Annotated in this window: 24 protein-coding genes and 1 pseudogene; 15 read left to right on the top strand and 10 right to left on the bottom strand. The window is 67.2% G+C overall.

Annotated features, from left to right (window positions below):
- Positions 1-91: 91 nt before the first annotated feature.
- Both OG972_RS21035 and OG972_RS21030 read right to left on the bottom strand, forming a co-directional pair.
- Positions 92-1174, bottom strand: a complete 1083-nt coding sequence (locus OG972_RS21035; RefSeq protein WP_266983700.1) for an inositol-3-phosphate synthase — start codon at positions 1172-1174, stop codon at positions 92-94.
- 67 nt (positions 1175-1241) lie between these two features.
- A complete protein-coding gene (locus OG972_RS21030) occupies positions 1242-1949 on the bottom strand; it encodes a PadR family transcriptional regulator (protein WP_266983698.1) in 708 nt (235 codons plus the stop codon).
- A gap of 584 nt (positions 1950-2533) precedes the next feature.
- Here OG972_RS21030 and OG972_RS21025 point away from each other — a divergent pair.
- The 3 genes from OG972_RS21025 to OG972_RS21015 all read left to right on the top strand — a co-directional run bounded on the left by OG972_RS21025 (position 2534) and on the right by OG972_RS21015 (position 6689).
- Positions 2534-2656, top strand: a complete 123-nt coding sequence (locus OG972_RS21025; RefSeq protein ID WP_266983696.1) for a hypothetical protein — start codon at positions 2534-2536, stop codon at positions 2654-2656.
- 107 nt (positions 2657-2763) lie between these two features.
- Positions 2764-5049: a transglycosylase domain-containing protein gene (locus OG972_RS21020; RefSeq protein ID WP_266990622.1), complete on the top strand. Its 2286-nt coding sequence runs from the start codon at positions 2764-2766 to the stop codon at positions 5047-5049.
- A 113-nt stretch (positions 5050-5162) separates the two neighbouring features.
- Positions 5163-6689: a glycosyltransferase family 87 protein gene (locus tag OG972_RS21015; protein ID WP_266983694.1), complete on the top strand. Its 1527-nt coding sequence runs from the start codon at positions 5163-5165 to the stop codon at positions 6687-6689.
- 90 nt (positions 6690-6779) lie between these two features.
- On the opposite strand, the gene OG972_RS21010 is transcribed toward OG972_RS21015, so the two are convergent.
- From OG972_RS21010 to OG972_RS21000, 3 genes are all read right to left on the bottom strand, one after another.
- Positions 6780-7811, bottom strand: a complete 1032-nt coding sequence (locus OG972_RS21010) for an alanine racemase (protein WP_037702122.1) — start codon at positions 7809-7811, stop codon at positions 6780-6782.
- Between the two features lie 109 nt (positions 7812-7920).
- Complete coding sequence (locus OG972_RS21005; protein WP_266983690.1) at positions 7921-9039, bottom strand: peptidoglycan bridge formation glycyltransferase FemA/FemB family protein; 1119 nt, start codon at positions 9037-9039, stop codon at positions 7921-7923.
- A 217-nt stretch (positions 9040-9256) separates the two neighbouring features.
- Positions 9257-9568, bottom strand: coding sequence for a hypothetical protein (locus OG972_RS21000; protein ID WP_266983688.1), 312 nt, complete (start codon positions 9566-9568; stop codon positions 9257-9259).
- A gap of 276 nt (positions 9569-9844) precedes the next feature.
- Here OG972_RS21000 and rpsF point away from each other — a divergent pair, with 276 nt between their 5' ends.
- The 4 genes from rpsF to rplI all read left to right on the top strand — a co-directional run bounded on the left by rpsF (position 9845) and on the right by rplI (position 11530).
- Positions 9845-10135 (top strand): 30S ribosomal protein S6, encoded by a 291-nt coding sequence (rpsF, locus tag OG972_RS20995; RefSeq protein WP_015609864.1) that lies wholly within the window; start codon positions 9845-9847, stop codon positions 10133-10135.
- Between the two features lie 74 nt (positions 10136-10209).
- Positions 10210-10785 carry a single-stranded DNA-binding protein gene (locus OG972_RS20990; RefSeq protein ID WP_266983686.1) on the top strand — a complete coding sequence of 192 codons (576 nt, stop codon included), beginning with the start codon at positions 10210-10212 and terminating at the stop codon, positions 10783-10785.
- A gap of 43 nt (positions 10786-10828) precedes the next feature.
- Positions 10829-11065, top strand: coding sequence for a 30S ribosomal protein S18 (gene rpsR / locus OG972_RS20985; protein ID WP_003967857.1), 237 nt, complete (start codon positions 10829-10831; stop codon positions 11063-11065).
- Positions 11066-11083: 18 nt separating this feature from the next.
- Positions 11084-11530 carry a 50S ribosomal protein L9 gene (gene rplI / locus OG972_RS20980; protein WP_266983684.1) on the top strand — a complete coding sequence of 149 codons (447 nt, stop codon included), beginning with the start codon at positions 11084-11086 and terminating at the stop codon, positions 11528-11530.
- A gap of 90 nt (positions 11531-11620) precedes the next feature.
- On the opposite strand, the gene OG972_RS20975 is transcribed toward rplI, so the two are convergent.
- Entirely contained in the window at positions 11621-12958 is a 1338-nt protein-coding gene (locus tag OG972_RS20975; protein WP_266983683.1) for an MATE family efflux transporter, read from the bottom strand.
- A gap of 478 nt (positions 12959-13436) precedes the next feature.
- Between OG972_RS20975 and dnaB the strand changes: the two genes are divergently transcribed.
- The 3 genes and pseudogenes from dnaB to OG972_RS20960 all read left to right on the top strand — a co-directional run.
- Positions 13437-14897, top strand: coding sequence for a replicative DNA helicase (gene dnaB / locus OG972_RS20970; protein WP_266990620.1), 1461 nt, complete (start codon positions 13437-13439; stop codon positions 14895-14897).
- Between the two features lie 211 nt (positions 14898-15108).
- Positions 15109-15705, top strand: a complete 597-nt coding sequence (locus OG972_RS20965; protein WP_266983682.1) for a dihydrofolate reductase family protein — start codon at positions 15109-15111, stop codon at positions 15703-15705.
- A gap of 425 nt (positions 15706-16130) precedes the next feature.
- A pseudogene (locus OG972_RS20960) lies at positions 16131-16537 on the top strand (N-acetyltransferase family protein); the annotation flags it as partial.
- Between the two features lie 78 nt (positions 16538-16615).
- On the opposite strand, the gene OG972_RS20955 reads toward OG972_RS20960, so the two are convergent.
- Positions 16616-17221 carry a TetR/AcrR family transcriptional regulator gene (locus OG972_RS20955; protein ID WP_266983681.1) on the bottom strand — a complete coding sequence of 202 codons (606 nt, stop codon included), beginning with the start codon at positions 17219-17221 and terminating at the stop codon, positions 16616-16618.
- A gap of 117 nt (positions 17222-17338) precedes the next feature.
- Here OG972_RS20955 and OG972_RS20950 point away from each other — a divergent pair, with 117 nt between their 5' ends.
- Positions 17339-17923 carry a dihydrofolate reductase family protein gene (locus OG972_RS20950; RefSeq protein WP_266983680.1) on the top strand — a complete coding sequence of 195 codons (585 nt, stop codon included), beginning with the start codon at positions 17339-17341 and terminating at the stop codon, positions 17921-17923.
- 64 nt (positions 17924-17987) lie between these two features.
- On the top strand, positions 17988-19370 hold the full coding sequence (locus tag OG972_RS20945; protein WP_266983678.1) for a serine hydrolase: 1383 nt from the start codon (positions 17988-17990) through the stop codon (positions 19368-19370).
- Between the two features lie 53 nt (positions 19371-19423).
- Here the strand turns inward: OG972_RS20945 and OG972_RS20940 are convergent, their stop codons facing one another.
- From OG972_RS20940 to OG972_RS20930, 3 genes are read right to left on the bottom strand one after another with little or no spacing between them, the layout of a single operon-like run.
- Positions 19424-20587 carry a winged helix DNA-binding domain-containing protein gene (locus tag OG972_RS20940; protein WP_266983676.1) on the bottom strand — a complete coding sequence of 388 codons (1164 nt, stop codon included), beginning with the start codon at positions 20585-20587 and terminating at the stop codon, positions 19424-19426.
- Positions 20588-20633: 46 nt separating this feature from the next.
- Positions 20634-21086, bottom strand: coding sequence for a GNAT family N-acetyltransferase (locus tag OG972_RS20935; protein ID WP_266983674.1), 453 nt, complete (start codon positions 21084-21086; stop codon positions 20634-20636).
- 28 nt (positions 21087-21114) lie between these two features.
- Positions 21115-21573 carry a MarR family winged helix-turn-helix transcriptional regulator gene (locus tag OG972_RS20930; protein ID WP_266983672.1) on the bottom strand — a complete coding sequence of 153 codons (459 nt, stop codon included), beginning with the start codon at positions 21571-21573 and terminating at the stop codon, positions 21115-21117.
- A gap of 138 nt (positions 21574-21711) precedes the next feature.
- Between OG972_RS20930 and OG972_RS20925 the strand changes: the two genes are divergently transcribed.
- The 3 genes from OG972_RS20925 (at position 21712) to OG972_RS20915 (ending at position 23729) form a co-directional block, all read left to right on the top strand.
- Positions 21712-22923: an MFS transporter gene (locus tag OG972_RS20925; RefSeq protein WP_266983670.1), complete on the top strand. Its 1212-nt coding sequence runs from the start codon at positions 21712-21714 to the stop codon at positions 22921-22923.
- 66 nt (positions 22924-22989) lie between these two features.
- Positions 22990-23418, top strand: coding sequence for a heme-binding protein (locus OG972_RS20920; RefSeq protein ID WP_266983668.1), 429 nt, complete (start codon positions 22990-22992; stop codon positions 23416-23418).
- A gap of 71 nt (positions 23419-23489) precedes the next feature.
- The gene (locus tag OG972_RS20915) at positions 23490-23729 is read left to right on the top strand and encodes a hypothetical protein (protein ID WP_266983666.1); all 240 of its coding nucleotides are present in this window, start codon (positions 23490-23492) and stop codon (positions 23727-23729) included.
- Positions 23730-23740 lie beyond the last annotated feature (11 nt).

Genomic DNA, 23740 nt, shown 5'->3' with positions numbered 1-23740 from the left:
GGCGGATTGCCCGGGGACCCTCAACGAGGCGGAAGGGGAGAAGCGTTGCCGTTCATCGCCCTGCCGCGGTCACACACCGTTGCCGGTCGTGTCAGCGCTCGACGTCGCCGTTGATGAACTTCTCGACGTTCTCGCGGGCCTCGTCGTCGAAGTACTGGACCGGCGGGGACTTCATGAAGTAGGAGGACGCGGAGAGGATCGGGCCACCGATGCCACGGTCCTTGGCGATCTTCGCGGCGCGCACGGCGTCGATGATGACACCGGCGGAGTTCGGGGAGTCCCAGACCTCGAGCTTGTACTCCAGGTTCAGCGGAACGTCACCGAAGGCACGGCCCTCGAGGCGCACGTACGCCCACTTGCGGTCGTCCAGCCAGGCCACGTAGTCCGACGGACCGATGTGGACGTTGTCCGCACCGAGCTCGCGGTCACGGATCTGGGAGGTGACGGCCTGCGTCTTGGAGATCTTCTTGGACTCCAGGCGCTCACGCTCGAGCATGTTCTTGAAGTCCATGTTGCCGCCGACGTTCAGCTGCATCGTGCGGTCCAGGATGACGCCCCGGTCCTCGAAGAGCTTCGCCATCACGCGGTGCGTGATGGTGGCGCCGACCTGGGACTTGATGTCGTCGCCGACGATCGGGACACCGGCCTCGGTGAACTTGTCCGCCCACTCCTTGGTGCCGGCGATGAAGACCGGGAGGGCGTTGACGAACGCGACCTTGGCGTCGATGGCGCACTGCGCGTAGAACTTCGCAGCGACCTCGGAACCGACGGGCAGGTAGCAGACGAGGACGTCGACCTGCTTGTCCTTGAGGATCTGGACGACGTCGACCGGGGCCTCGGTGGACTCCTCGATGGTCTGGCGGTAGTACTTGCCCAGGCCGTCGTGGGTGTGGCCGCGCTGGACGGTCACGCCGGTGTTCGGAACGTCGGCGATCTTGATGGTGTTGTTCTCGCTGGCACCGATGGCGTCCGCGAGGTCGAGGCCGACCTTCTTCGCGTCGACATCGAAGGCGGCGACGAACTCGACGTCACGCACGTGGTACTCGCCGAACTGGACGTGCATCAGACCGGGCACCTTGCCGGCCGGATCGGCGTCCTTGTAGTACTCGACGCCCTGCACCAGCGAGGCGGCGCAGTTGCCCACGCCGACGATGGCTACGCGAACCGAACCCATTCCGGTTGCTCCCTGTGTTGAGTGTTCTTGGTGATTCCGATGAAGGCCCTGCGGAAGTGCCGGGACTTCACTTGGCGGTGTCGTCGGACGGATCCGGCGGGGTATGACCCCGGTGCCGGGGCAGGCCGTCCGTCTCCCCTGCTGTGTTCTGCTGAGCGGAGCCCTCGGGCGAGGATCGTCGCTGATCCCGTCCCGACCGCTCGCTCTCGATGAGCTCGTTCAGCCAGCGCACTTCGCGCTCCACGGATTCCATGCCGTGTCGCTGCAGCTCAAGCGTGTAGTCGTCGAGTCGTTCGCGGGTGCGTGCCAGAGAGGCGCGCATCTTCTCCAGGCGCTCCTCCAGCCGGCTGCGGCGGCCTTCCAGGACGCGCATCCGCACCTCGTGCTCCGTCTGTCCGAAGAAGGCGAAGCGGGCTGCGAAGTGCTCGTCCTCCCAGGAGTCGGGGCCGGTGTGCGAGAGCAGCTCCTCGAAGTGCTCCTTACCTTCTGCCGTCAGCCGGTAGACGATCTTGGCGCGGCGTCCTGCCAGTGAAGAGGCAGGGGCGACCGCACGTCCGACGGCGGGCGGAACCTCTGCCGGACCGTTTCCCGGTTCCTCGATCAACCAGCCGCTGGCTACCAGCGTCTTGAGGCAGGGGTAGAGGGTGCCGTAGCTGAAGGCGCGGAAGATCCCCAACGAGGTGTTGAGGCGTTTGCGCAGTTCGTACCCGTGCATGGGGGATTCGCGGAGCAGGCCGAGTACGGCGAATTCGAGGATGCCCGAGCGTCTGCTCAACTTCGCCTCCTCCTTCTCCGGGTGCTCTCGCGGAGCCCTATGCCGGGCTGATGTATCGACTCGATACATCATGACGATAGATCGCTCACCGCGATGCGACAAGGGGGGTCATCGTGAACGGCGTCACATCACCAATTCGTAGGAAGCGACTTGCGTGATTTGGGGTGAACTTGGGCCCTAGGTGGGTTTTGACCGTGCGTAGTCTGTGCGGCATGCAGACCACCGGGAACCGCGCGACGCCCCCGAGCGTCAGTCGTCGCGGACTGACCGGACGCACTGCGGATGAGCCTGCCGTAGGGTCCGTCCGTAATTCGGGGGGACCGGATCTCAACTGCCGCTTCCAGGCGCTCTCGCCTGCCCGAGGAGTAGTCGTTCGATGAGCGAGCACCGTCGCAAGATGCAGCAACCGCAAGGTGGCGGGCGTGCCGCGGCCAGACGAGCCGCCCAGCAGTCCTCAGGGCGCCGCACGGCCCCGTCACGCGGAGTAACTAATGAGTCACCTTCCGGTTCGTACGGCGACGAGAGTCCGTACGGCGGGCGTGCCGCGGCCAGACGAGCCGCCCAGCGGGGAAGCGGAAGCCGGCGTGCCGCCGAGGGAGGTGGTGGCGCGGGTCATGGCGGCGGGGGTGGCCGACGCCGCGGTGGTGGTGGCGAGGGGTACGAGGGCCCCGGCCGGGGCCGCGGGCGCGGGAATCAGCGTCCCGTGAAGAAGCGCTTCATCGACTACCCGCGCGCCGGCAAGTACGGAGTGCGGCGCTGGGTGCCGTCCTGGAAGCTGGTCTCCAGCCTGTGTATCGGCTTCCTCGGTCTCCTCATGGGCCTCGCTGGTCTCGCGTACGCGATGGTCGCAACGCCCAAGGTGAAGGACACCGCGCGTGCACAGAACAACGTCTATTACTGGGCGAACAACACCCAGATGATCGCCACGGGCGGCGCCGCCAACCGCCAGGAGATCAGCTATGCCCAGATCCCCGAGGCCATGCGGAACGCTGTCATCTCGGCGGAGAACAAGTCGTTCGAGACTGATCAGGGCATCGATCCCATGGGTATCGCCCGGGCCTTCTACAACATGGCCAAGGGCGGTGAGACCCAGGGCGGCTCGACGATCACCCAGCAGTATGTGAAGAACTCGCGTCTCTCTCAGGAGCAGACCCTGAGCCGGAAGTTCGAAGAGCTCTTCATCACGCTCAAGGTCGGCAAGACGGAGTCCAAGCAGAAGATCATGGCCGGCTATCTGAACATCTCGTACTACGGGCGAGGTGCATCGGGGCTTCAGGCCGCGGCTCGTACGTACTACGGCACGGACGCCAGCAAGCTCAATCCGAGCCAGTGTGCCTTCCTGGCCACCCTGCTCAAGGGCGCGACCTATTACGACCCGGCCGGTGCTCCCGAGATCGACCGCGTGCAGGCGACTGCCGAGAAGAACAAGGACCGGGCGGAGACACGCTGGCGCTGGATTCTCGACGAGGAGGTGAAGGACGGCCGGATGACCAAGGAGGAGCGGGCCAAGTACACGAAGTTCCCCATGCCGAAGGCGCCGACGAAGGACGCGCAGCTGGGCGGTCAGATCGGTTATCTGGTGAGTCTCGCCAGGACGAACTTCCTCAACAACAACCCGAAGGTCACACCCGAAAAACTTGCCCGGGGCGGCTACGAGATCCACACCACCTTCGACCAGAACAAGGTCAACAAGCTCAAGGACGCGGTCAAGAAGGTCTACGACAACAAGATCAAACCAAAGCAGCGCCCCAGGACGGACACGCACGTCCAGTTCGGTGGCGCGTCGGTGGATCCGCATACCGGCGCCATCCGGGCGATCTACGGTGGTCAGGACGCGACGACGCACTACACGAACAACGCCGACACCACTGGTGCGCAGGTCGGTTCTACCTTCAAGCCGTTCGTGCTGGCTGCGGCGATGGAGTACGGCAAGCGCGATCCGGCCGGCCCGCCGGATCAGGGGGAGTCGGAGCGTACGAAGGTCTCCCCGAAGAGCATCTACAACGCCGACGACAAGCTGAAGATCAAGAAGTACAACGGCGAGATCTGGATGGACGAGAACGGCAAGGAGTGGCTGCAGACCAACGACGGCCATGAGTCGAGGGGGAACATCACCCTTCGCGAGGCCATGCAGCATTCTGCCAACTCCCCGTATGTCCAGCTCGGTATGGACGTCGGCACCGACAAGGTGAAGGACGTCGCCGTCGCCGCAGGCCTGCGCGACGACAAATCCATGGCCGATTCGACAGTTCCGTCGTTCTCCATCGGTACGTCACAGCCCAGCGCGATCCGCATGGCGGGGGCATACGGAACCTTTGCCACCAGCGGTATGCAGAACGACCCCTATTCCGTCAGCCAGGCCAAGTACCGCGGCGAAATCATCTATCAGCACAAGAAGGCCAGCAAGCGCGCCTTCCCCGACGCCGTAGCCGACAATGTCACCGACGTCCTGAAGAACGTCGTCGAGCACGGGACCGGCACACCTGCCCAGCTCCCCGGCCGTGATGTCGCGGGCAAGACGGGTACGACGGACGACAACAAGTCCGCCTGGTTCGTGGGGTACACCCCGCAGCTGTCGACCGCCATCAGCATGTACCGGCTGGACGACAACGAGAAGCACAAGAACCGTAAGTTCGAGAAGATGTACGGCACGGGTGGCGAGCAGACGATCCACGGTGCCTCGTTCCCGGCCCAGATCTGGCACGACTACATGGCCGACGCGCTGAAGGGGACGGACGTCCTGACCTTCCCGAAGCCGGAGCCGTGGGGCGACACGGTCTACGGGGGCGGCGCGAAGAGCCCGTCGCCGACGCCGAGCATCGTGCCGTCGCAGACCCCCTCCGGTAGGCCGTCCACGACTCCTTCGATGACTCCCTCCTCCCCCACGCCCGACCCGAGCGGCAGCTGCGGGGCGTGGGACTGGAACTGCCAGAACAGCAACGGAGGCAACAACGGCGGTAACTCAGCCGGTAGCGGCGGAGGCGGATCTCCCACTCCGACGGACGGGACTACGTCTCCGGGGACCTCGTCAGGTGGCGGGGGCAACGGGAACGGCAACGGGAACGGCAATGGCGGTTTCTTCGGAGGTCCGACCGGATAGCGACCGAAGGGCCGGCCCATAGGCGCAGCCGGAAGAAAGCCACGAGGGCCGCCGCACCACTCGGTGCGGCGGCCCTCGCCGTTTCCACAGCCCCGTACGGCAGGATGTGCGGCATGCCAAGCGCAGAAGACACGAGCGTGCACCAGGAACGGCCCGTCGTTCGGCCCACGCACCAGGACGAGATCGCCGCGGCCGGCAGCGAGCTGATCGGCGGGCGGTCGGGGCGCTGGGCGCGGCTCGGCTCCGGCCCCCTCACGCCTGTGCGTGTCGTCGCCCTGGTGGCGATCGGCATGTTCGCGCTCGGCATGGTGCAGAAAGCGCCCTGTTACAACTGGGCGTGGTTCAGGGGCGCCAGCTCGCAGTACACGCATGCCTGCTACTCCGACATTCCGCACCTCTTCGTCGGACGTGGTTTCGCGGACGGTCTTGTGCCGTACTTCGACCGGCTGAGCGGCGACATGCAGTACCTGGAGTACCCCGTCCTGACCGGGGCGTTCATGCAGGTCGCGGCCTGGCTGACGCCCGGTGGCGCCATCCAGTACCGCGAGCAGATGTACTGGATGGTCAACGCGGGCATGCTGTTGATCTGCACCTCGGTCATGGCGGTGTGTGTCGCCCGTACCCACCGGCGCCGTCCGTGGGACGGACTGCTGGTCGCCCTCGCGCCCGCCTTTGCGCTCACCGCGACGATCAACTGGGACCTGCTGGCCGTCGCGCTGACAGCTGCGGCGATGCTCATGTGGTCCCGGCAGCGGACGCTGGCGTTCGGTATCCTCATCGGCCTCGCCACGGCCGCGAAGCTCTATCCCGTATTCCTGCTGGGGGCAGTCTTCGTGCTCAGCTGGCGGGCAGGCAAATGGCGGGAGTTCTTCGTGGCGACACTCGGCGCGGCCGCATCATGGCTGGTGGTGAACCTGCCGGTGATGGTGTTCGCGCCCGAGGGGTGGAAGAAGTTCTACACGTTCAGCCACGACCGGCCGCTCGACTTCGGGTCGTTCTGGCTGATCATCTCGCAGCGCACCGGCATTTCCATCCCGGTCGGCACGGTGAACACCGTATCGACGCTGCTGACGCTCTTCCTCTGCGCATGCATCCTGGTGCTGACGCTGATGGCCCCGCGCCGGCCCCGCTTCGCCCAGCTGGTCCTTCTTGTCGTCGCGGCGTTCATTCTCACCAACAAGGTCTACTCGCCGCAGTACGTGCTGTGGCTGATCCCCCTTGCCGCGCTGGCCAGGCCGCGGTGGCGGGACTTCCTGATCTGGCAGGCGTGCGAGGTCATGTACTTCCTCGGGATCTGGATGTACCTCGCGTACACGACGAGCGGCGACAAGCACCAGGGACTGCCGACGGAGGGCTACCAGGTGGCGATCGCCCTGCATCTGCTGGGCACGCTCTACCTCTGCGCCGTCGTCGTACGGGACATTCTGATGCCGGAGCGGGACGTCGTACGCAGGGACGGTTCGGACGATCCGTCGGGCGGGGTGTTCGACGGCGCCGAGGACGTCTTCGTGCTCGGGCGTGCGGCGGCGCATCCGCCGCGGCACGCGGCACCCGCAGTCGAGGGGCCGCGGGTGGAGTGGGGTGGGGCGCACGGGCCGGTCACAGACCGAACAGGGCCACCTGGACCGGCCGCGGACTGAACAGGGCCTCGTCAAGGGCGCGAAATCCTTGGCGAGGCCCTGGCCCCATCGGTCGTGGGGGCCGGTCGTCGTGCCGTCCGGCCCGGTGTCTCAGCGGTCGACGAGGCGGTCGAACTGGGTGGTCGTGTGGCGCAGATGGGCCACCAGCTCGTCGCCGACCTTCGGTTCCTGTGCGTCCGCGGGCACGAACAGGATCGACACCTGCATGTGGGGCGGCTCGGCGAACCAGCGCTGCTTGCCCGCCCAGACGAAGGGCGACAGATTCCGGTTGACGGTGGCCAGGCCCGCGCGGGCGACGCCCTTGGCGCGCGGCATCACGCCGTGCAGCGCCTTCGGGGCCTCCAGGCCCACGCCGTGCGACGTGCCGCCGGCGACGACCACCAGCCAGCCGTCGGAGGCGGCCTTCTGCTGGCGGTAGCCGAAACGGTCGCCCTTGGCGACGCGCGTGACGTCGAGGACGGCCCCCCGGTACTCCGTCGCGTCGTGGTCGCCGAGCCACAGCCGTGTGCCGATCCGGGCGCGGAAGCGGGTCTGCGGGAACTGCTGCTGCAGCCGGGCCTGTTCCTCGGCGCGCAGATGGCTGACGAACATGGTGTGCAGCGGCAGCCGGGCGGCGCGGAGGCGGTCCATCCAGCCGATGACCTCCTCGACCGCGTCCGAGCCGTCGGTGCGGTCCAGCGGCAGGTGCAGCGCGAAGCCTTCGAGACGCACGTCCTCGATGGCGGCGTGCAGCTGACCCAGCTCCTCCTCCTTGACGCCGTGACGCTTCATCGAGCTCATGCACTCGATGACGACCCGGGCGCCCACCAGCGCGTGCACGCCGTCCACGGAGGAGACCGACCGGATGACGCGGTCGGGCAGCGGCACGGGCTCCTCACCCCGCCGGAACGGGGTGAGGACCAGCAGATCGCCGCTGAACCAGTCCTTTATGCGGGCTGCCTCGTAGGTGGTGCCGACGGCGAGTGTGTCGGAGCCGAAGCGGATCGCCTCGTCCGCGAGTCGCTCGTGACCGAAGCCGTATCCGTTGCCCTTGCAGACCGGGACGAGCCCGGGGAACTGGTCGAGGACGGATTTCTGGTGCGCCCGCCAGCGCGCGGTGTCGACGTAGAGGGAGAGCGCCATGGCCGGTCCGGAACCTTTCTGGTGGCTGCGGTGTATCAGAGGTATGCAGAGCTTGATGGAGTGCCTGAAGCACCCGACGTGCTTATTGAAACGAATGAAGCCGGTTTCGTCAGCGGCGCGACATATACATGTCCAGCGCCTTGTGCAGCAGCTTGTTGAGCGGGAAGTCCCACTCACCGACGTACTCGACGGCTTCGCCACCGGTGCCGACCTTGAACTGGATCAGGCCGAAGAGGTGGTCGGTCTCGTCGAGCGAGTCGCTGATGCCGCGCAGGTCGTAGACGGTGGCGCCCATCGCGTAGGAGTCGCGCAGCATCCGCCACTGCATGGCGTTCGAGGGCCGTACCTCGCGTCCGATGTTGTCGGATGCGCCGTAGGAGTACCAGACGTGCCCACCGACGACGAGCATCGTCGCCGCGGAGAGGTTCACCCCGTTGTGGCGCGCGAAATACAGCCGCATGCGGTTGGGGTCCTCGGAGTTGAGGACGGTCCACATGCGCTGGAAGTAGGAGAGGGGACGCGGCCTGAAGTGGTCGCGCACGGCGGTGATCTCGTACAGCCGCTGCCATTCGGCGAGGTCCTCGTAACTGCCCTGGACCACTTCGACGCCGGCCTTCTCGGCCTTCTTGATGTTGCGCCGCCACAGCTGGTTGAAGCCCTTGAGGACGTCTTCGAGCGAGCGGTTCGCCAGCGGCACCTGGAAGACGTAGCGCGGCTGAACGTCGCCGAAGCCGGCGCCACCGTCCTCGCCTTGCTGCCAGCCCATCTTCCGCAGCCGGTCCGCGACTTCGAAGGCACGCGGCTCGATGTGCGTGGCCTCGACGTCGCGCAGGCGCTTCACGTCGGGGTCCTGAATACCGGACTTGATGGCGGCTGCGTCCCAGCGGCGGATGACGACCGGCGGACCCATCTTCACCGAGAAGGCACCCTGTTGCTTGAGGTGCGCGAGCATCGGCTGCAGCCAGTCATTGAGATTCGGCGCATACCAGTTGATGACCGGGCCCTCGGGGAGGTAGGCGAGATACCGCTTGATCTTCGGGAGTTGGCGGTACAGCACCAGGGCGGCGCCCACGATCTCGCCGCTCTTGTCGAACCAGCCAAGGTTCTCCGAGCGCCATTCGGTCTTCACATCAGCCCACGCCGGGACCTGGCAGTGACTGGCCGACGGCAGACTCTGGATGTACGCCAGATGCTGCTCTCGGCTGATGGTCCTCAGGGTCAGGCTCATGCGGGGCGCTCCTCGGCAGGTGTGTCCCCATCGGTCAGGGGCTCCGGCTCTCGCGCCGAAGCCTACTGCGACCGGGGAGCGCGTCGGCTGGCCCTGTCGGACCTTGTCGGCCAGGTGGGTCCCGGCTGTCCGCCCCCCGGGGGCCTGTACGACCCCCTGACGGGATGCGGGTGGACCGCCGGGACCGGCGGTCCGGAGGTGTCCGGGACAGGCGTGGCTACAGGCCGCCGAAGAGGCCCCCGTGGGCCATACCCAGGTAGAACCCGATGGCGGACGCGCCTATACCGAGGATCAGCGGGAACCTCTCGCGCGTGGTCGCCGAGATGTACTGCCCGTATGCACCCGTGAGGATCCCGATGAGTCCGGTCCACGAGCTGATCAGATGCAGGCTGTGGAACATCGCCGTCACGAAGGCGATAAGACCGAGGACCACGGTTACCGCCACCAGAGTGTCCTGGAGCGGATGGGGCCTGCCGTCCGTGGCGAGTAGGGAAACGGCGGGGCGGCGGGTTTGCGTTGTCTGTGCCATGGAGTACCTCCTGGCCGAAAGGGGCGCCTCGTGGCGCCGCTCACACCCGATGTGTACAGATTGCGTCTCCTGAGCACCGGATTTCAACCGGAAGCCGGTGTGCGGGTACTCTGTACGGTCTGCACCGGTGTCTGCCCAGGCCAGCACGGCAGCCCTCCTCAGAAGAGGGCATTGTCAGTGGCGGCTGTTTTACTCGGAGACACTGTTGCTTACGCATCACGACCCTCCTGCCACGGAACGACCGTGGCCGCTGAGTCCAAAGGAGGTGGGTTCCACATGCGTCACTACGAGGTGATGGTCATCCTCGACCCCGATCTCGAGGAGCGCGCTGTCTCCCCGCTGATCGAGAACTTCCTCTCCGTCGTCCGTGAGGGCAACGGAAAGGTTGAGAAGGTCGACACCTGGGGCCGTCGTCGTCTCGCTTACGAGATCAAGAAGAAGCCCGAGGGCATCTACTCGGTCATCGACCTGCAGGCCGAGCCTGCGGTCGTCAAGGAGCTCGACCGCCAGATGAACCTGAACGAGTCGGTCCTCCGGACCAAGGTCCTCCGTCCCGAGATCCACTGAGCATCTAGCTCAGCGGTCATCGGGTTCGAGTAGCAGCAAGCAGCCAGAAGCAATCCCCGCCGAGAGGTTCACCCATGGCAGGCGAGACCGTCATCACGGTCGTCGGCAATCTCGTCGACGACCCCGAGCTGCGCTTCACCCCGTCCGGTGCGGCGGTCGCGAAGTTCCGTGTCGCGTCCACTCCCCGCATCTTCGACCGGCAGACCAATGAGTGGAAGGACGGCGAAGGCCTGTTCCTCACCTGCTCGGTCTGGCGGCAGGCGGCGGAGAACGTCGCCGAGTCGCTCCAGCGAGGCATGCGCGTTGTCGTGCAGGGCCGGCTGAAGCAGCGGTCGTACGAAGACCGCGAAGGCGTGAAGCGCACGGTCTATGAGCTGGACGTCGAGGAAGTCGGCCCCAGTCTCAAGAGCGCCACGGCCAAGGTCACCAAGACCACCGGTCGCGGTGGCCAGCAGGGCGGCGGCAACTGGGGCGGCGGTCCCGGTGGCGGCGGCCAGCAGGGCGGCGGCGGTGCTCCCGCCGACGACCCGTGGGCCACCAGCGCGCCGGCCGGCGGCCAGCAAGGCGGGGGTCAGCAGGGCGGCGGAGGCGGTTGGGGCGGAAGCTCCGGCGGTTCCGGCGGCGGCTACTCGGACGAGCCTCCCTTCTAGGGCAGCTCGTACCCCCACTTCTTGATCACACAGGAGAAACACCATGGCGAAGCCGCCTGTGCGCAAGCCTAAGAAGAAGGTCTGCGCTTTCTGCAAGGACAAGACCCAGTACGTGGACTACAAGGACACGAACATGCTGCGGAAGTTCATTTCCGACCGCGGCAAGATCCGTGCCCGCCGCGTAACCGGCAACTGCACGCAGCACCAGCGTGACGTCGCCACGGCAGTCAAGAACAGCCGTGAGATGGCGCTGCTGCCCTACACGTCCACCGCGCGATAAGGGAAGGGTGACCGAATAATGAAGATCATCCTCACCCACGAGGTCTCTGGCCTCGGCGCTGCCGGCGACGTCGTCGACGTCAAGGACGGGTACGCCCGTAACTACCTGGTTCCGCGTGGCTTTGCCATCCGCTGGACCAAGGGTGGCGAGAAGGACGTGGCGCAGATCCGCCGCGCCCGCAAGATCCACGAGATCGCGACGATCGAGCAGGCCAACGAGATCAAGGCCAAGCTTGAGGCCGTGAAGGTTCGTCTGGCCGTTCGCTCCGGCGACGCCGGCCGTCTCTTCGGCTCCGTCACCCCGGCCGACATCGCTTCGGCGATCAAGGCTGCCGGTGGCCCGGACGTCGACAAGCGTCGCGTCGAGCTCGGCTCGCCGATCAAGACGCTCGGCGGGCACCAGGTGTCCGTGCGTCTGCACCCCGAGGTTGCGGCGAAGCTCGGCATCGAGGTCGTTGCTGCCTAAGGGCACAGCTCACCAGAGCAGCTGAAGGGCCGCACCCCACGGGGTGCGGCCCTTTGTCGTTTCACGTGAAACAGGATCGACGGCCACTGCTCAGCGGGTGGCTCCGGTGACGATCCACCTGCCCGAGCGCGTACGCAGCCAGAGCGTCACCATGCGGACCGTCATCATCAGCGCCATCGCCCACCACAGAGCAGTCAGGCCCCCGCCATGCATGGGCACGAGCAGGGCGACCGGAGCGAAGACGGCCAGGGTGATCAGCATGGCCCAGGCGAGGTACCGACCATCTCCGGCGCCCATCAGTACGCCGTCCAGTACGAAGACCACACCGGCGATCGGCTGGCACACGGCCACTACCAGCAATGCGGGGAGCAGGGTGCTCTGCACGCCCTGGTCGCCGGTGAACAAGGGGATGAACAGGGGACGCGCGAGCACGATCAGTGCTCCGAGCACCACACCTGAGGCAATGCCCCACTGCACCATGCGGCGGCATGCCTCGCGTGCGCCCTCGGTGTCATTCGCCCCCAGATAGCGGCCGATGATGGCCTGCCCGGCGATCGCAATGGCGTCGAGAGCGAAGGCCATCAGGGTCCACAGGGAGAGGATGATCTGGTGGGCGGCGATATCGGTGTCGCCCAGGCGTGCGGCGACGGCGGTGGCGATCATCAGGACGGCGCGGAGCGACAGCGTACGAACCAGCAGGGGGACGCCGGCCTGGGCACTGGCTCTGATCCCTGCCGCGTCGGGGCGCAGCGATGCGCCGTGTCGGCGTGCTCCGCGCACCACCACGATCAGATAGGCCGCGGCCATGCCGACCTGGGCGATCACGGTGCCCCAGGCCGATCCGGCGATACCGAGACCGGCGCCGTAGACAAGCCCTGCGTTGAGGGCTCCGTTGGCCGCGAATCCGCCGATGGCGACATACAGCGGGGTCCTGGTGTCCTGCAGGCCGCGGAGTACGCCGGTGGCGGCCATGACTATGAGCATGGCGGGGATACCGAGGCTGGAGATCCGTAGATAGGTGGTGGCATACGGTGCGGCGGTGTCGGAGGCGCCAAAGACATCGACGAGCCAGGGGGCAGAGGGCAGTGCCACGGCGATGACGGCGATGCCGAGGAGCAGCGCCAGCCAGATGCCGTCCATGCCCTGCCGTATTGCGGAGGCGAGATCGCCCGCACCTAGGCGTCGCGCGACTGCTGCCGTGGTGGCGTAGGCGAGGAAGACGAAAATGCTCACGGCGGTGGTCAGCAGAGCCGCGGCGACGCCCAGGCCGGCTAGTTGCGGTGTGCCGAGATGGCCGACGATGGCGCTGTCGACCATGACGAAGAGCGGCTCGGCGACGAGCGCGCCGAAGGCGGGGACGGCGAGTGCGACGATCTCGCGATCGTGCCGTCGACGGCCGGAATGTGAGGTCGCGGTGGCCTGGGACATGAGGGCTAATCTAATCTTCCACAGGTAACGGATGCAATGCCATAGCAGTCCTTACATTCACTGGCGCTGAGTGTTCTCCTGTGTGCGGTTTGCCGTGATCATGTGTCGGCTCGGAAAGTTTTTCTCCCCCACAGGCCGTGGATGGAGAAAGCCCAGGTCAGGGCCGCGTTCAACGCAGCGCTATGAGTTTGTCCACAGTGCTGTCCCCCGCTCCGTGCACAGGTTCTGCGGAGTTCTCCACAGCATCTGGTCCGTCGTCCACATGCCCTGTGGATAACCAGATTGGCTGACGGTGCGGCGAGGCCTACCGTGGACCGGCGCCCACACCCCGTTTCAGCCCTGGAATCCCGCAGAACTCGACGTGCCGGAACCGGAGTCGAGCGTCTTGTTTGTCGGTGCTGTGCCGTAAGAAAGAGTGGCACGGCGAAGGTCCGCGGAGCGGACGGGAGGAGGTGGCACGGTGAGCATTCCCGAGCCTTTGGACGACCCCTGGGCCGACACCGGTCCCAGTGACCGTCTGCCCGTAACCCGCCAGCGTCGTGGCGAAGACCGGGACCGCGGCGAGCAGCACGACCGCGGAAGGGAGAGCGGCGGCTGGGACGGCGGCTCACCCGGATTCGAGCGCGTGCCCCCTCAGGACCTCGACGCCGAGCAGTCGGTCCTCGGCGGCATGCTTCTCTCCAAGGACGCCATCGCCGACGTCGTGGAGATCATCAAGGGGCACGACTTCTACCGCCCCGCCCACGAGACCGTCTTCCAGGCGATCCTCGACCTCTATGCCAAGGGCGAGCCCGCCGACCCGATCACGGTCGCGGCCGAGCTGGTCAAGCGCGGCGCGATCACCAAGGTGGGCGGCGCCCCCTATCTGCACACCCTCGTCCAGTCCGTGCCGACCGCGGCCAATGCCTCGTACTACGCGGAGATCGTCCACGAGCGGGCGGTCCTGCGACGGCTTGTCGAGGCGGGCACGAAGATCACGCAGATGGGATACGCGGCCGATGGTGACGTCGACGAGATCGTCAACTCGGCGCAGGCCGAGATCTACGCCGTCACGGAACAGCGCACCAGCGAGGACTATCTGCCGCTGGGCGACATCATGGAGGGCGCGCTCGACGAGATCGAGGCGATCGGTTCGCGCTCCGGCGAGATGACCGGCGTACCGACCGGTTTCACCGACTTCGACGCCCTGACCAACGGCCTGCACCCGGGCCAGATGATCGTCATCGCGGCACGTCCGGCCATGGGCAAGTCCACGCTGGCCCTGGACTTCGCACGGGCCGCGTCGATCAAGAACAACCTCCCGAGTGTGATCTTCTCCCTCGAAATGGGCCGCAACGAAATTGCGATGCGGCTGTTGTCCGCCGAGGCGCGGGTGGCTCTGCACCACATGCGCTCCGGCACGATGACCGACGAGGACTGGACGCGGCTGGCCCGCCGGATGCCGGACGTCTCGGCCGCGCCGCTCTACATCGACGATTCGCCGAACCTGTCGATGATGGAGATCCGGGCGAAGTGCCGACGGCTGAAACAGCGGAACGACATCAAGCTGGTGATCATCGACTATCTGCAGCTGATGCAGTCCGGTGGCTCCAAGCGTGCCGAGAGCCGTCAGCAGGAGGTCTCGGACATGTCCCGAAACCTCAAGCTGCTGGCGAAGGAGCTGGAGCTCCCGGTCATCGCGCTGTCCCAGCTGAACCGTGGTCCGGAGCAGCGTACGGACAAGAAGCCGATGGTCTCCGACCTTCGTGAATCCGGCTCCATCGAGCAGGACGCCGACATGGTGATCCTGCTGCACCGCGAGGATGCGTACGAGAAGGAGTCACCGCGGGCGGGCGAGGCGGACCTGATGGTGGCCAAGCACCGTAATGGTCCGACGGCAACGATCACTGTGGCATTCCAGGGCCACTACTCACGCTTCGTGGACATGGCGCAGACCTAGAGGATGTCCCAAGGGTCTCCCGACTTCACGGCACAGTCGCAGCCTCGTGGGCATCACGGCGGCACCTGTGACGGCGTCGCCGCGAGACTCGCCGGCACCTCCCTCTTCTCCCGGCGGCGAATGCGGGATCCACGGGGAGCGATGACTTTGGAGCGGGGCCGGAGTCTTTCTTGCAGTTGACCCGTGAGGAAGAGGAAGAGGAGCGAGTCCCGTGCGCATCGTGATCAGTGAGTTCATGAGTTTGGACGGCGTCGTGCAGGCGCCAGGCGGACCTGACGAGGACACCGACGGTGGCTTTGTCCACGGTGGCTGGTCGCACCCGTTCTTCGATCCGGAGGTGGTGGGCGGTGCCTTCGACGACGCGCTGACCAAGGCCGAGGCGCTGTTGTTCGGGCGTCGCACGTGGCAGTCGATGGCCGCGGCGTGGCCCGAGCGAGCCGGTGACCCGTTCGCCGACCGGATGAACGCCATCCCGAAGTACGTCGTGTCCGAGACGCTGGGTGAGGCCGAGCTGGCGTGGGACAACACCACGCGCATCCCCGGCGACAAGGCCGTCGCCCGCATCCGTGAGCTGCACGAGGCCGAGGGCGGCGACCTGCTGGTCATGGGGAGTCCCACGCTCGCGCGCACCCTCCTGCGCGAGGGCCTGGTCGACGAGCTCCGGCTGATGATCATGCCGGTGATCCTCGGCGGCGGTAAGACGATCTTCCCCGGCGACGGCGCGCTGCGCCCGCTGGAGCTGGTCTCCACGGTCACCAGCGGCACAGGGGTGCACGTGTGCACCTACCGGCCGGTCGCCGAGGGGTAGGTCGGGCGTCTGGGGGTGCGCCGGGCCGACCATGGTGGCCGTACGGTTCCGGCGCTTGCCGGTTCCCGTCGTTCGCCCCGGCCGTCGGCGTGGCAGTCATCCGCCCGTCGCACCGCTGCCGGCGCCGAGGTCCTGGACGAGGGGCTTGGCCGGCTCGGTGGTGCGCAGCGTCATGCAGGCCGGCTCCTGGTCGAAGCACTTCAGGGCCGCCGGCCGGGCCCGAGCGCGACGTGGCGGGTGGCCTTCTCGACCTCGCAGGACGCCTCCAGGAAGCGAGCTTGCTTCGGTCGGTGCGACCGACAGCCATGCGGTCAATCGTTCCTTGTGAGCCCGCGTCGCAGGCCGGAACCCAAGCCGATGGGATGTTCCACGGTGGGTTCGGCAGCCGATAAACGCCGTTGTTGCGGGCTCCGGGCGATCCCGAACTCGACGTCCATCCGGCCGAGAGGTGGAACGGCATCGGCTCGCAGCTGCTGGAAGCGGCTGTGGCCACTGCTCGAGCCGAGGGCCGGAGCTGCGTCACTGCTCAGGTGGACGCGGGATCACCCGGTGACCGGTTCCTGTCGGCGCGGGGCTTTCGCAAGGTCCTGACCCAGTGGCCGGCAGGGGCGACGGCCGGCACTACGGCACCGGTGTCCTGCTCGAACACCGCGGACATGGCCTCGGCCGATGGATGAAGGCCGAGGCTATCCGGCAGGCCGTCGAGTACCACCCGGATCTCGACGGTCTGCTGACAGACACGGCCGACAGCAACCGGCCCATGCGCGCGATCAACGACGCGTTCGGATACCTGCCGACCCATAAATCGCTTCTCCACCAGCTCGATCTGTAGACGCGATGCCGCATGGCCGGGGTTGCTTTTTCGCCCGGACAGGGTTGCCCCGGCCATGCGTTGCCCTGCCCCTGCTGGTCACCCCGCAGGGATGATGCGGGTGACGATCGTCTCCACAAGCCGGTTCAGGACGGCATCGGTGTGGGGAGCGTCGGCGGTGTCGCTCCCGGTGAGCACGTCGGGCAGGGTGAAGTGCTCCAGCAGCAGGCCCGTCATGGCGAGATACAGCACGAGGAAGGCGTCGGCATCGCCAGGCAGCCCCGCTTCCCGGTGGAAGCGGGCGCTCTCGTCCAGGTTGGCGCGGAAGGTCCGGTTGAGCCGGTCGCGGAGAGCGGGGCGCCGGGTGGCCTCCAGACGCAGTTCCAGCATGGCGAGATAGCCGGTGCGATCGGCGGCCATGCGCTGCACCAGCCATCGCATCAGTTCGGTGACCAGCTCGCGCGAGGGGGCCGGGCGCATGGCCTCCTCGACTCCGACCGGGTCCGGTGTCATCCGGTCGGTGATCCGGGCGCCGGCTTGCATGAACAGGTCGTCCCGGTTGGCGAAGTAGTTGGACGCCGTCCCGACCGGTACGCCCGCCCGTGTGTCGACCGCGCGGAAGGTGAGCCCTCGCGCACCCTCGTGCGCCAGCACCTCGATGGCGGCATCGACGAGCGCCGTTCTGCGCTCCGGGTTCCTGACCATGTGTGTCTCCTCTTCCTTCGGTCCCTCTGCGGAAAGGGATTGCGCAACCACTACATATGAAGCACTATAAATGAAGTGGTTCATGCCCGAGCCGACGCCACATTGAACGGGGATCCTGTGCGAAAGCTGACCTACTTCATTGCCTGCTCCATCGACGGCTTCATCGGTGACCCGAGCGGTGATGCGTCGTCCATGTACCGGTTCGTGGACGAGGAGTTCCTCGACTACCTCAAGTCCCAGTATCCGGAGACGGTTTCGACCGCAGGCCGCCTGCAGCTGGGAATGCACGGCGTCAGGAATCAGAAGTTCGACACCGTGATCCAGGGAAGGGGCAGCTACCAACTGGCGCTGGACGTCAACATCACCAGCCCGTATGCCCAACTGCGTGAGCTCGTGGCCTCCCGGACCATGAAGGAGTCGCCGGACCCGAACGTCGAACTCGTCTCCGGCGACGTGGTCGGCAGGGTGCGGGAACTCAAGGCGGAGGAGAGCGGCCTCGGGATCTGGCTCTGCGGTGGCTCACAGGTCGCGGGGGAGCTGCTCGACGAGATCGACGAGCTCGTGATCAAGACGTATCCGCTGGTCTACGGCTCGGGTATGCCGATGTTCGGATCGGATTTTGCGGACACGGAGTTCATGTTGGATTCGGTGGCTGCCTTCAACAACGGAGTACTCGTCAGGACGTACAGCCGCAAGCGCTGACCCCCAGGACCGCGGGCGGCGAAATCGGGTCGCCGACGAGTCCATGTGCCGGTACTTGTTGACCATGACCTATTCCTCAGAAGAGTTGCTTCCCGGTACGCAGCGGGCGCTGCTGCACCGCGTCGCTTCCGCGCAGGCCGAAGGCCGTACGCCCTCGCTCGTCGCTGCGGTGCAGCGGCAGGGCCGGATCGTCTGGAACGGCTCGCGCAGTTGCGTCGACGGTCACGCCCCCGACTCCGACACGCAGTTCAGGATCGGTTCTCTGACCAAGACCTTTACAGCTGTGCTGGTCCTGCGGCTGCGGGACGAGGGGTTGCTCGATCTCGACGACCCGCTGGAAAAGCACCTGCCGGGGACAGGCGTCGGCGGGGTCACCGTCCTCCAACTACTGGGCCACAGTGCAGGTCTGAGTGCCGAATCGCCTGCGCCCTGGTGGGAGCGGACGCCGGGAACTCTGCGCCCTGGGCTCGCCGATGTCCTTGGCGAGCAGACGCGGATGCACCCTCCCGGCCGTCGTCACCATTACTCGAACCCCGGCTACTCAGTGCTCGGAGCGCTGATCGAGGCGGTGCGCGGCGCATCGTGGGCGGAGGTGCTGCAGCGCGAGATCCTGGAACCGTTGGGCATGCGTCGTACGAGCACCCAGCCACAGGCGCCGTACGCGGGTGGCTGGGCCGTCCACCCGTGGGCCGATGCCATGCTTCCCGAACCGGCGGAGGACCTCGGTCTTATGGCACCGGCCGGGCAGCTCTGGTCGACCACCGCCGACCTCCTCCGGTTCGCCGCCTTCCTCGTCGAGGGGGATGACCGTGTGCTCGGGGCCGCTTCGGTGGAGGAGATGCGTGCTCCGTCGGCGCCGTCCAAGTCCGGCCCCGGGGAAGGCGCTTACGGTCTCGGCCTGCAGGTCGTACAACAGAGCGGCCGCACCCTGCTCGGGCACACCGGCTCGCTGCCCGGGTTCCTGGCCACGCTCTGGTTCAGCATCGAGGACGATGTGGCCGTCGTGGTGCTCACCAACGCCACTTCTGGGCCGCTCGTCGGTACGATCGCCGCGGACCTCGTGGAGATCGTCGCCGAGGCCGAGCCGCGCATCCCTGAGCCCTGGCGTCCGCTGCCCGAGGCCGACCCGGAACTCCTCGCGCTGACCGGACCCTGGTACTGGGGCACGCATCCGAATGTCCTGCGCCTGACTGCAGACCGGGGGCTGGAACTGGGGCCGCTGCGTGGCGACGGCCGCGGTGCCCGATTTGTCGCGCAGCCGGACGGTACCTGGACCGGCCTCGACGGTTATTACGCGGGGGAGACGCTTCGTGTCGTCCGGGACGTCGACGGAAGGGTGAGCCATCTCGACCTGGGGTCGTTCGTCTTCACACGTGAGCCGTACGATCCCGCGTCGGCCGTTCCCGGCGGGGTCGATGCGGAGGGCTGGCGGGGCCTCGGCGCCTGAGCGTCACGGCGTCCGGCGCCACGTTTCACGTGAAGCGTGACGCCGGAGCCCGCTCATGCCGTCAACTCCCTTTCCAGCGGCGTGCGGAAGCGTGGAGTGATCCGTGTTTCCCCCACCCACTCCGACAGCCGGGACGCCTCCGCCTCGATCGCGGTGGTGGCATCCCGGCCGATGTCGGACAGCAGTCGCCAGACCGGCTCGCCATCGGCGCGCTGTGCCCAGCCACCCACGATCTCGCCGTTCCACCACACCGTCGGGCCGATGTTGCCGGCCCGATCGAAAAGGGCCGACCGGTGCTCGGCCGGAAGATGGAAACCGCGATCGGCCCAGCCCATCGCGCTCGGGTCGAGGGCGGGAAGCAGTGCCGCCCACGGCTCCAGGGCCGGTTCGGGCTCCGTGTCCCCCGGGGAGATCCAGCCCGTCGCGCCGCTGTCGAGCCGCACCTCCTCGGCTGCGGTGGCTGCCAGCGCACTGCGTACCTGGCCGAGGCCCCAGCCCGTCCACCACTTCAGATCGGCCTCGGTTGCGGGGCCGTACGAGCGGAGATAGCGCAGGGCCAGTTCCGCCCGTGCCTCTGCGGGCTCCCGGGCAGGCCATGACTCGGCTGCCGTCCAGCGGAACTGGCTGGAGGTCCAGGAGCCGCGCGGCCGGTCCCGGCGGATCAGGCCTTCGGCTGCGAGCACCCGCAGAACACGGGTGGCGACTCCCTGAACTGTCTCCTGCTTCTTGCCGGGGAAGACCGTGATCTTCGTACGAAGCGCCGGTACGGCGGCGGACAACTCGCTGCCGGTGGCGGAGCCGCGCGCAGTGAGGGCGGCCAAGGTCGCCTTTTCCGTCTCGATGAGCCAGTTCTCGCCCAGTCCGTTCCCGTCGTCGTGCAGGTGCTTGAGGAAGGTCCGGCGCTCCTTGGCAGCCACGGCCCGGGCGTTCGACGCGTCGACATACGGGGCGAGCCCGCTGGACACCGTGAAGAGGGTGTTGCGCATGGAGAGCAGCCGGACCAGAGAGACGTCCTCGTAGAGAGCACGCTCCACCGTGTCCACGCCGGCCTCGGCGAGCCGGGCGCAGGTGGAAAGAAAGACAGTGGCCGCGTCGGTGGCGTGCAGGGCAACGACCGCGTCGGCCACGGGCACCGCGGATGCGGCCCGCACGGAGGGCGCCAGGAGGTGACGTCGGCCGAGTCTGGTCCGGCGCTGTGTGTCGCTCATGGCGTGCATCGAGCGCTCCTTCGGTTCGTCGGATCCTGTGGATTCCGAGCTGCGGTCACAGAGCGAGCTTGAAACCTATGTGACTGGCGGTGAAACCGAGCCGCTCGTAGAAGCGATGGGCATCGGTCCGGGTCGCATCGGACGTCAGCTGGACCAACTGGCAGTTCTGGCGCCGGGATTCGTCCACCGCCCACTGGATCAGCTGAGTGCCGAGGCCGCTGCCGCGCTCATCGGCATGGACGCGAACGCCCTCGATGATGGAGCGGGTCGAACCGCGCCGGGAGAGTCCGGGGATCACTGTCAGCTGCAGGGTCCCGACAACACCGCCTTCGCGGACGGCGACGACCAGGTGCTGGTTCGGGTCATTGGCGAGTCGCTGGAACGCGGCGCGGTAGGGGGCAAGGTCGTCCGGCGACTCGCGCTGCGCGCCCAGCGGATCGTCCGCGAGCATGGCCACGACGGCCGGGATGTCGGTGGGGGCCGCAGGGCGTATTTCCAAAGCGCTCATGATCGGCAGACTATGCAGTTCGGGCGGCCTACGCGGGGACCTTCAGCTCTTCGACCGCCGTGACGAGCGGGGCCAGCTCGGGGTTTCTGGCAGCCTCGTCGAGGGCGGCGCGCAGAGCGGCGTCGTTGGTCGGCCGGGCCTGGGCGAGCAATGTGAGACCGGCATCGGTGACATCGGTGTAGATGCCGCGGCGGTCGGTGTCGCAGAGATACCGGGTCAGCAGCCCGCGGTCTTCGAGGCGGCTGACCAGACGGGTGGTGGCGCTCTGGCTGAGCACGACCGCGTCGGCGACCTGCTTCATCTGCAGATGGCCGCCCAGACCGTTGTGCTGTCGGCTCAGGACGTCGAGCAGGGAGTACCCCCGCGCGCTGAGCCCGTGCCCGGACTGCAGGGCCCGCTCGATATGGGACTCGATCTTGCCGTGGAGCAGGGAGAGGGCGCACCAGCCCTGCGAGAGGGCAGTCGGTGCAGGGTCCGTCGCTGTCATGGTCTCTCCTCCGTGCGGAGCCGCTTGCCTCCAGGACAGAGGGCGTCTGCAATAGTCAGCGCTTGCAATTAATCGGCGTCTGTAATTATTGTGGACGCTTGTAAAGTGCAGGCGCAATCTCCTGGGAAGGTGAAACCCATGCCGCTCGCGCTCCTCGCCCTCGCTATTGGGGCATTCGGTATCGGAACCACCGAGTTCGTGATCATGGGGCTGCTCCCCGAGGTTGCTGCGGACTTCCAGGTCTCGATCCCCACCGCAGGATTCCTGGTCACCGGCTACGCACTCGGAGTCGTACTCGGCGCTCCGCTGATGACGGTCCTTGGCACACGGGTCACCCGCAAACGCATGCTCATGCTCCTGATGGGGCTGTTCGTCGTGGGCAACGTGGTGTCCGCCCTCGCCCCCGTCTTCGGCGTGATGCTCGCCGGGCGAGTGATCGCCTCCCTCGCCCACGGTGCCTTCTTCGGCATCGGATCGGTCGTCGCGGCCGATCTGGTCGCCCCACAGAAGAAGGCCGGCGCGATCGCCATGATGTTCACCGGCCTCACTGTCGCCAACGTCGTCGGCGTACCGCTCGGCACCTACATCGGGCAGAGCGTGGGGTGGCGGACCACGTTCTTCGTCGTCGCGGCCCTCGGAGTCGTCGGCCTCCTGGGTGTGGCCAGGCTGGTGCCCGAGCAGCCGAAGGCCGAAGGTGTGCGGCTCCGTCATGAGCTGGCCGCGTTCCGCAATGTGCAGGTGCTGCTCGCCATGGCGATGACCGTCCTGGGCTTCGGCGGAGTCTTCGCCGCGATCACCTACATCACGCCGATGATGACCGAAATCGCCGACTACTCCGCGTCCTCCGTCACCTGGTTGTTGGTCCTCTTCGGACTCGGCATGGTCGGGGGCAATCTGCTCGGCGGCAAGTTCGCCGACCGCCACCTGATGCCGATGCTGTACGTGTCGCTGGGCGCCCTGTCCGTGATCCTGGCGCTCTTCACGCTGACCGCCCACAACAAGATCGCGGCAGCCGTCACCATCGTGCTGATCGGTGGCCTCGGCTTCGCGACCGTACCGCCGCTGCAGAAGCGGGTTCTCGACCAGGCGGCAGGGGCCCCGACCCTTGCCTCCGCCGTCAACATCGGCGCCTTCAACCTCGGCAACGCGCTGTCGGCGTGGCTCGGCGGCCTCGTCATTGCCGCCGGTCTCGGATACACCGCACCCAACTGGGTCGGCGCCGCACTGGCTGCTTCCGCTCTGGTCCTCGCCGTCCTCTCCAGCGCACTGGAGCGCCGGACAGCCACCCGCAGCCGCCTGGTCGCCGGACACATTCCCGAGCCGGTCGAGGCATCCGTCGCCCGGCACTGACACCCCGACAACGCGCGCGCTCACCCCGGGGCGCGCACTCTCCACCGCACCAAGGAGCCATCCCCCATGAGCACCACCCTCCCCACCGCCGTTGCCCCTCTGACCATTCAGGACGCGGAATTGCTGGTCGCCGCAGCCCGCACTGCCGCCGAAGCCGCCGGTGTCACCGTCGCTGTGACGGTCCTCGACGCGGGCGGTCACCTGCTGGCCTTCCGTCGCGACGACCGGGCCGTTCTCATCGCGGGCGAGACCAGCACCCGCAAGGCGTACACAGCCCTTCAGCTCGGCGCCCCGACAGCCGACCTTGTCGACGCGGTCCAGCCGGGCGGGCTCTTCCACACCCTGCCAACCGCCCTCGACCAGCCGCTGCTCTTCATCGCCGGCGGTGTTCCTGTTTTCCGCGGCGGTCGGCTGATCGGAGCCGTCGGCGTGGGCGGCGGCGCGCCCGAGCAGGACCACGGCTTCGCCACGGCCGCCGTGACGGCTCTCGGCTGACTCGCCAACCGCTGTGAAGGCAGCGGAAATCCATCGGTGTCCGATCTCATGTGCCAGAAGAGTCCCGGCACATGGGGACGGACATCTACGGTTTCATCGAGTGCCGGGCCAGTTGGCATGAAAAGGGCGAGCCCTGGTCGGCCGCAGTCGATTTCGATCTGCTCTACATGGGCCGGAGCTACGACGCGTTCGGCTGCCTCTTGGGCGTGCGCAACCGTGCCGACTTTCGACCGCTCGCGGCCGACCGTGGGCTGCCGGAGGGCGTCTGCGACCGCGTCCGCCGCATCGGTCGCGCGGATGACCCGGCGTGAGGCCGTTCCAG

The organism is Streptomyces sp. NBC_01669 (assembly GCF_026339735.1).
Classification (GTDB): Bacteria; Actinomycetota; Actinomycetes; order Streptomycetales; family Streptomycetaceae; genus Streptomyces; species Streptomyces yanii.
The sequence above is the reverse complement of the archived record's forward strand: the minus strand, read 5'-3'. Positions and strand labels throughout refer to the sequence as shown.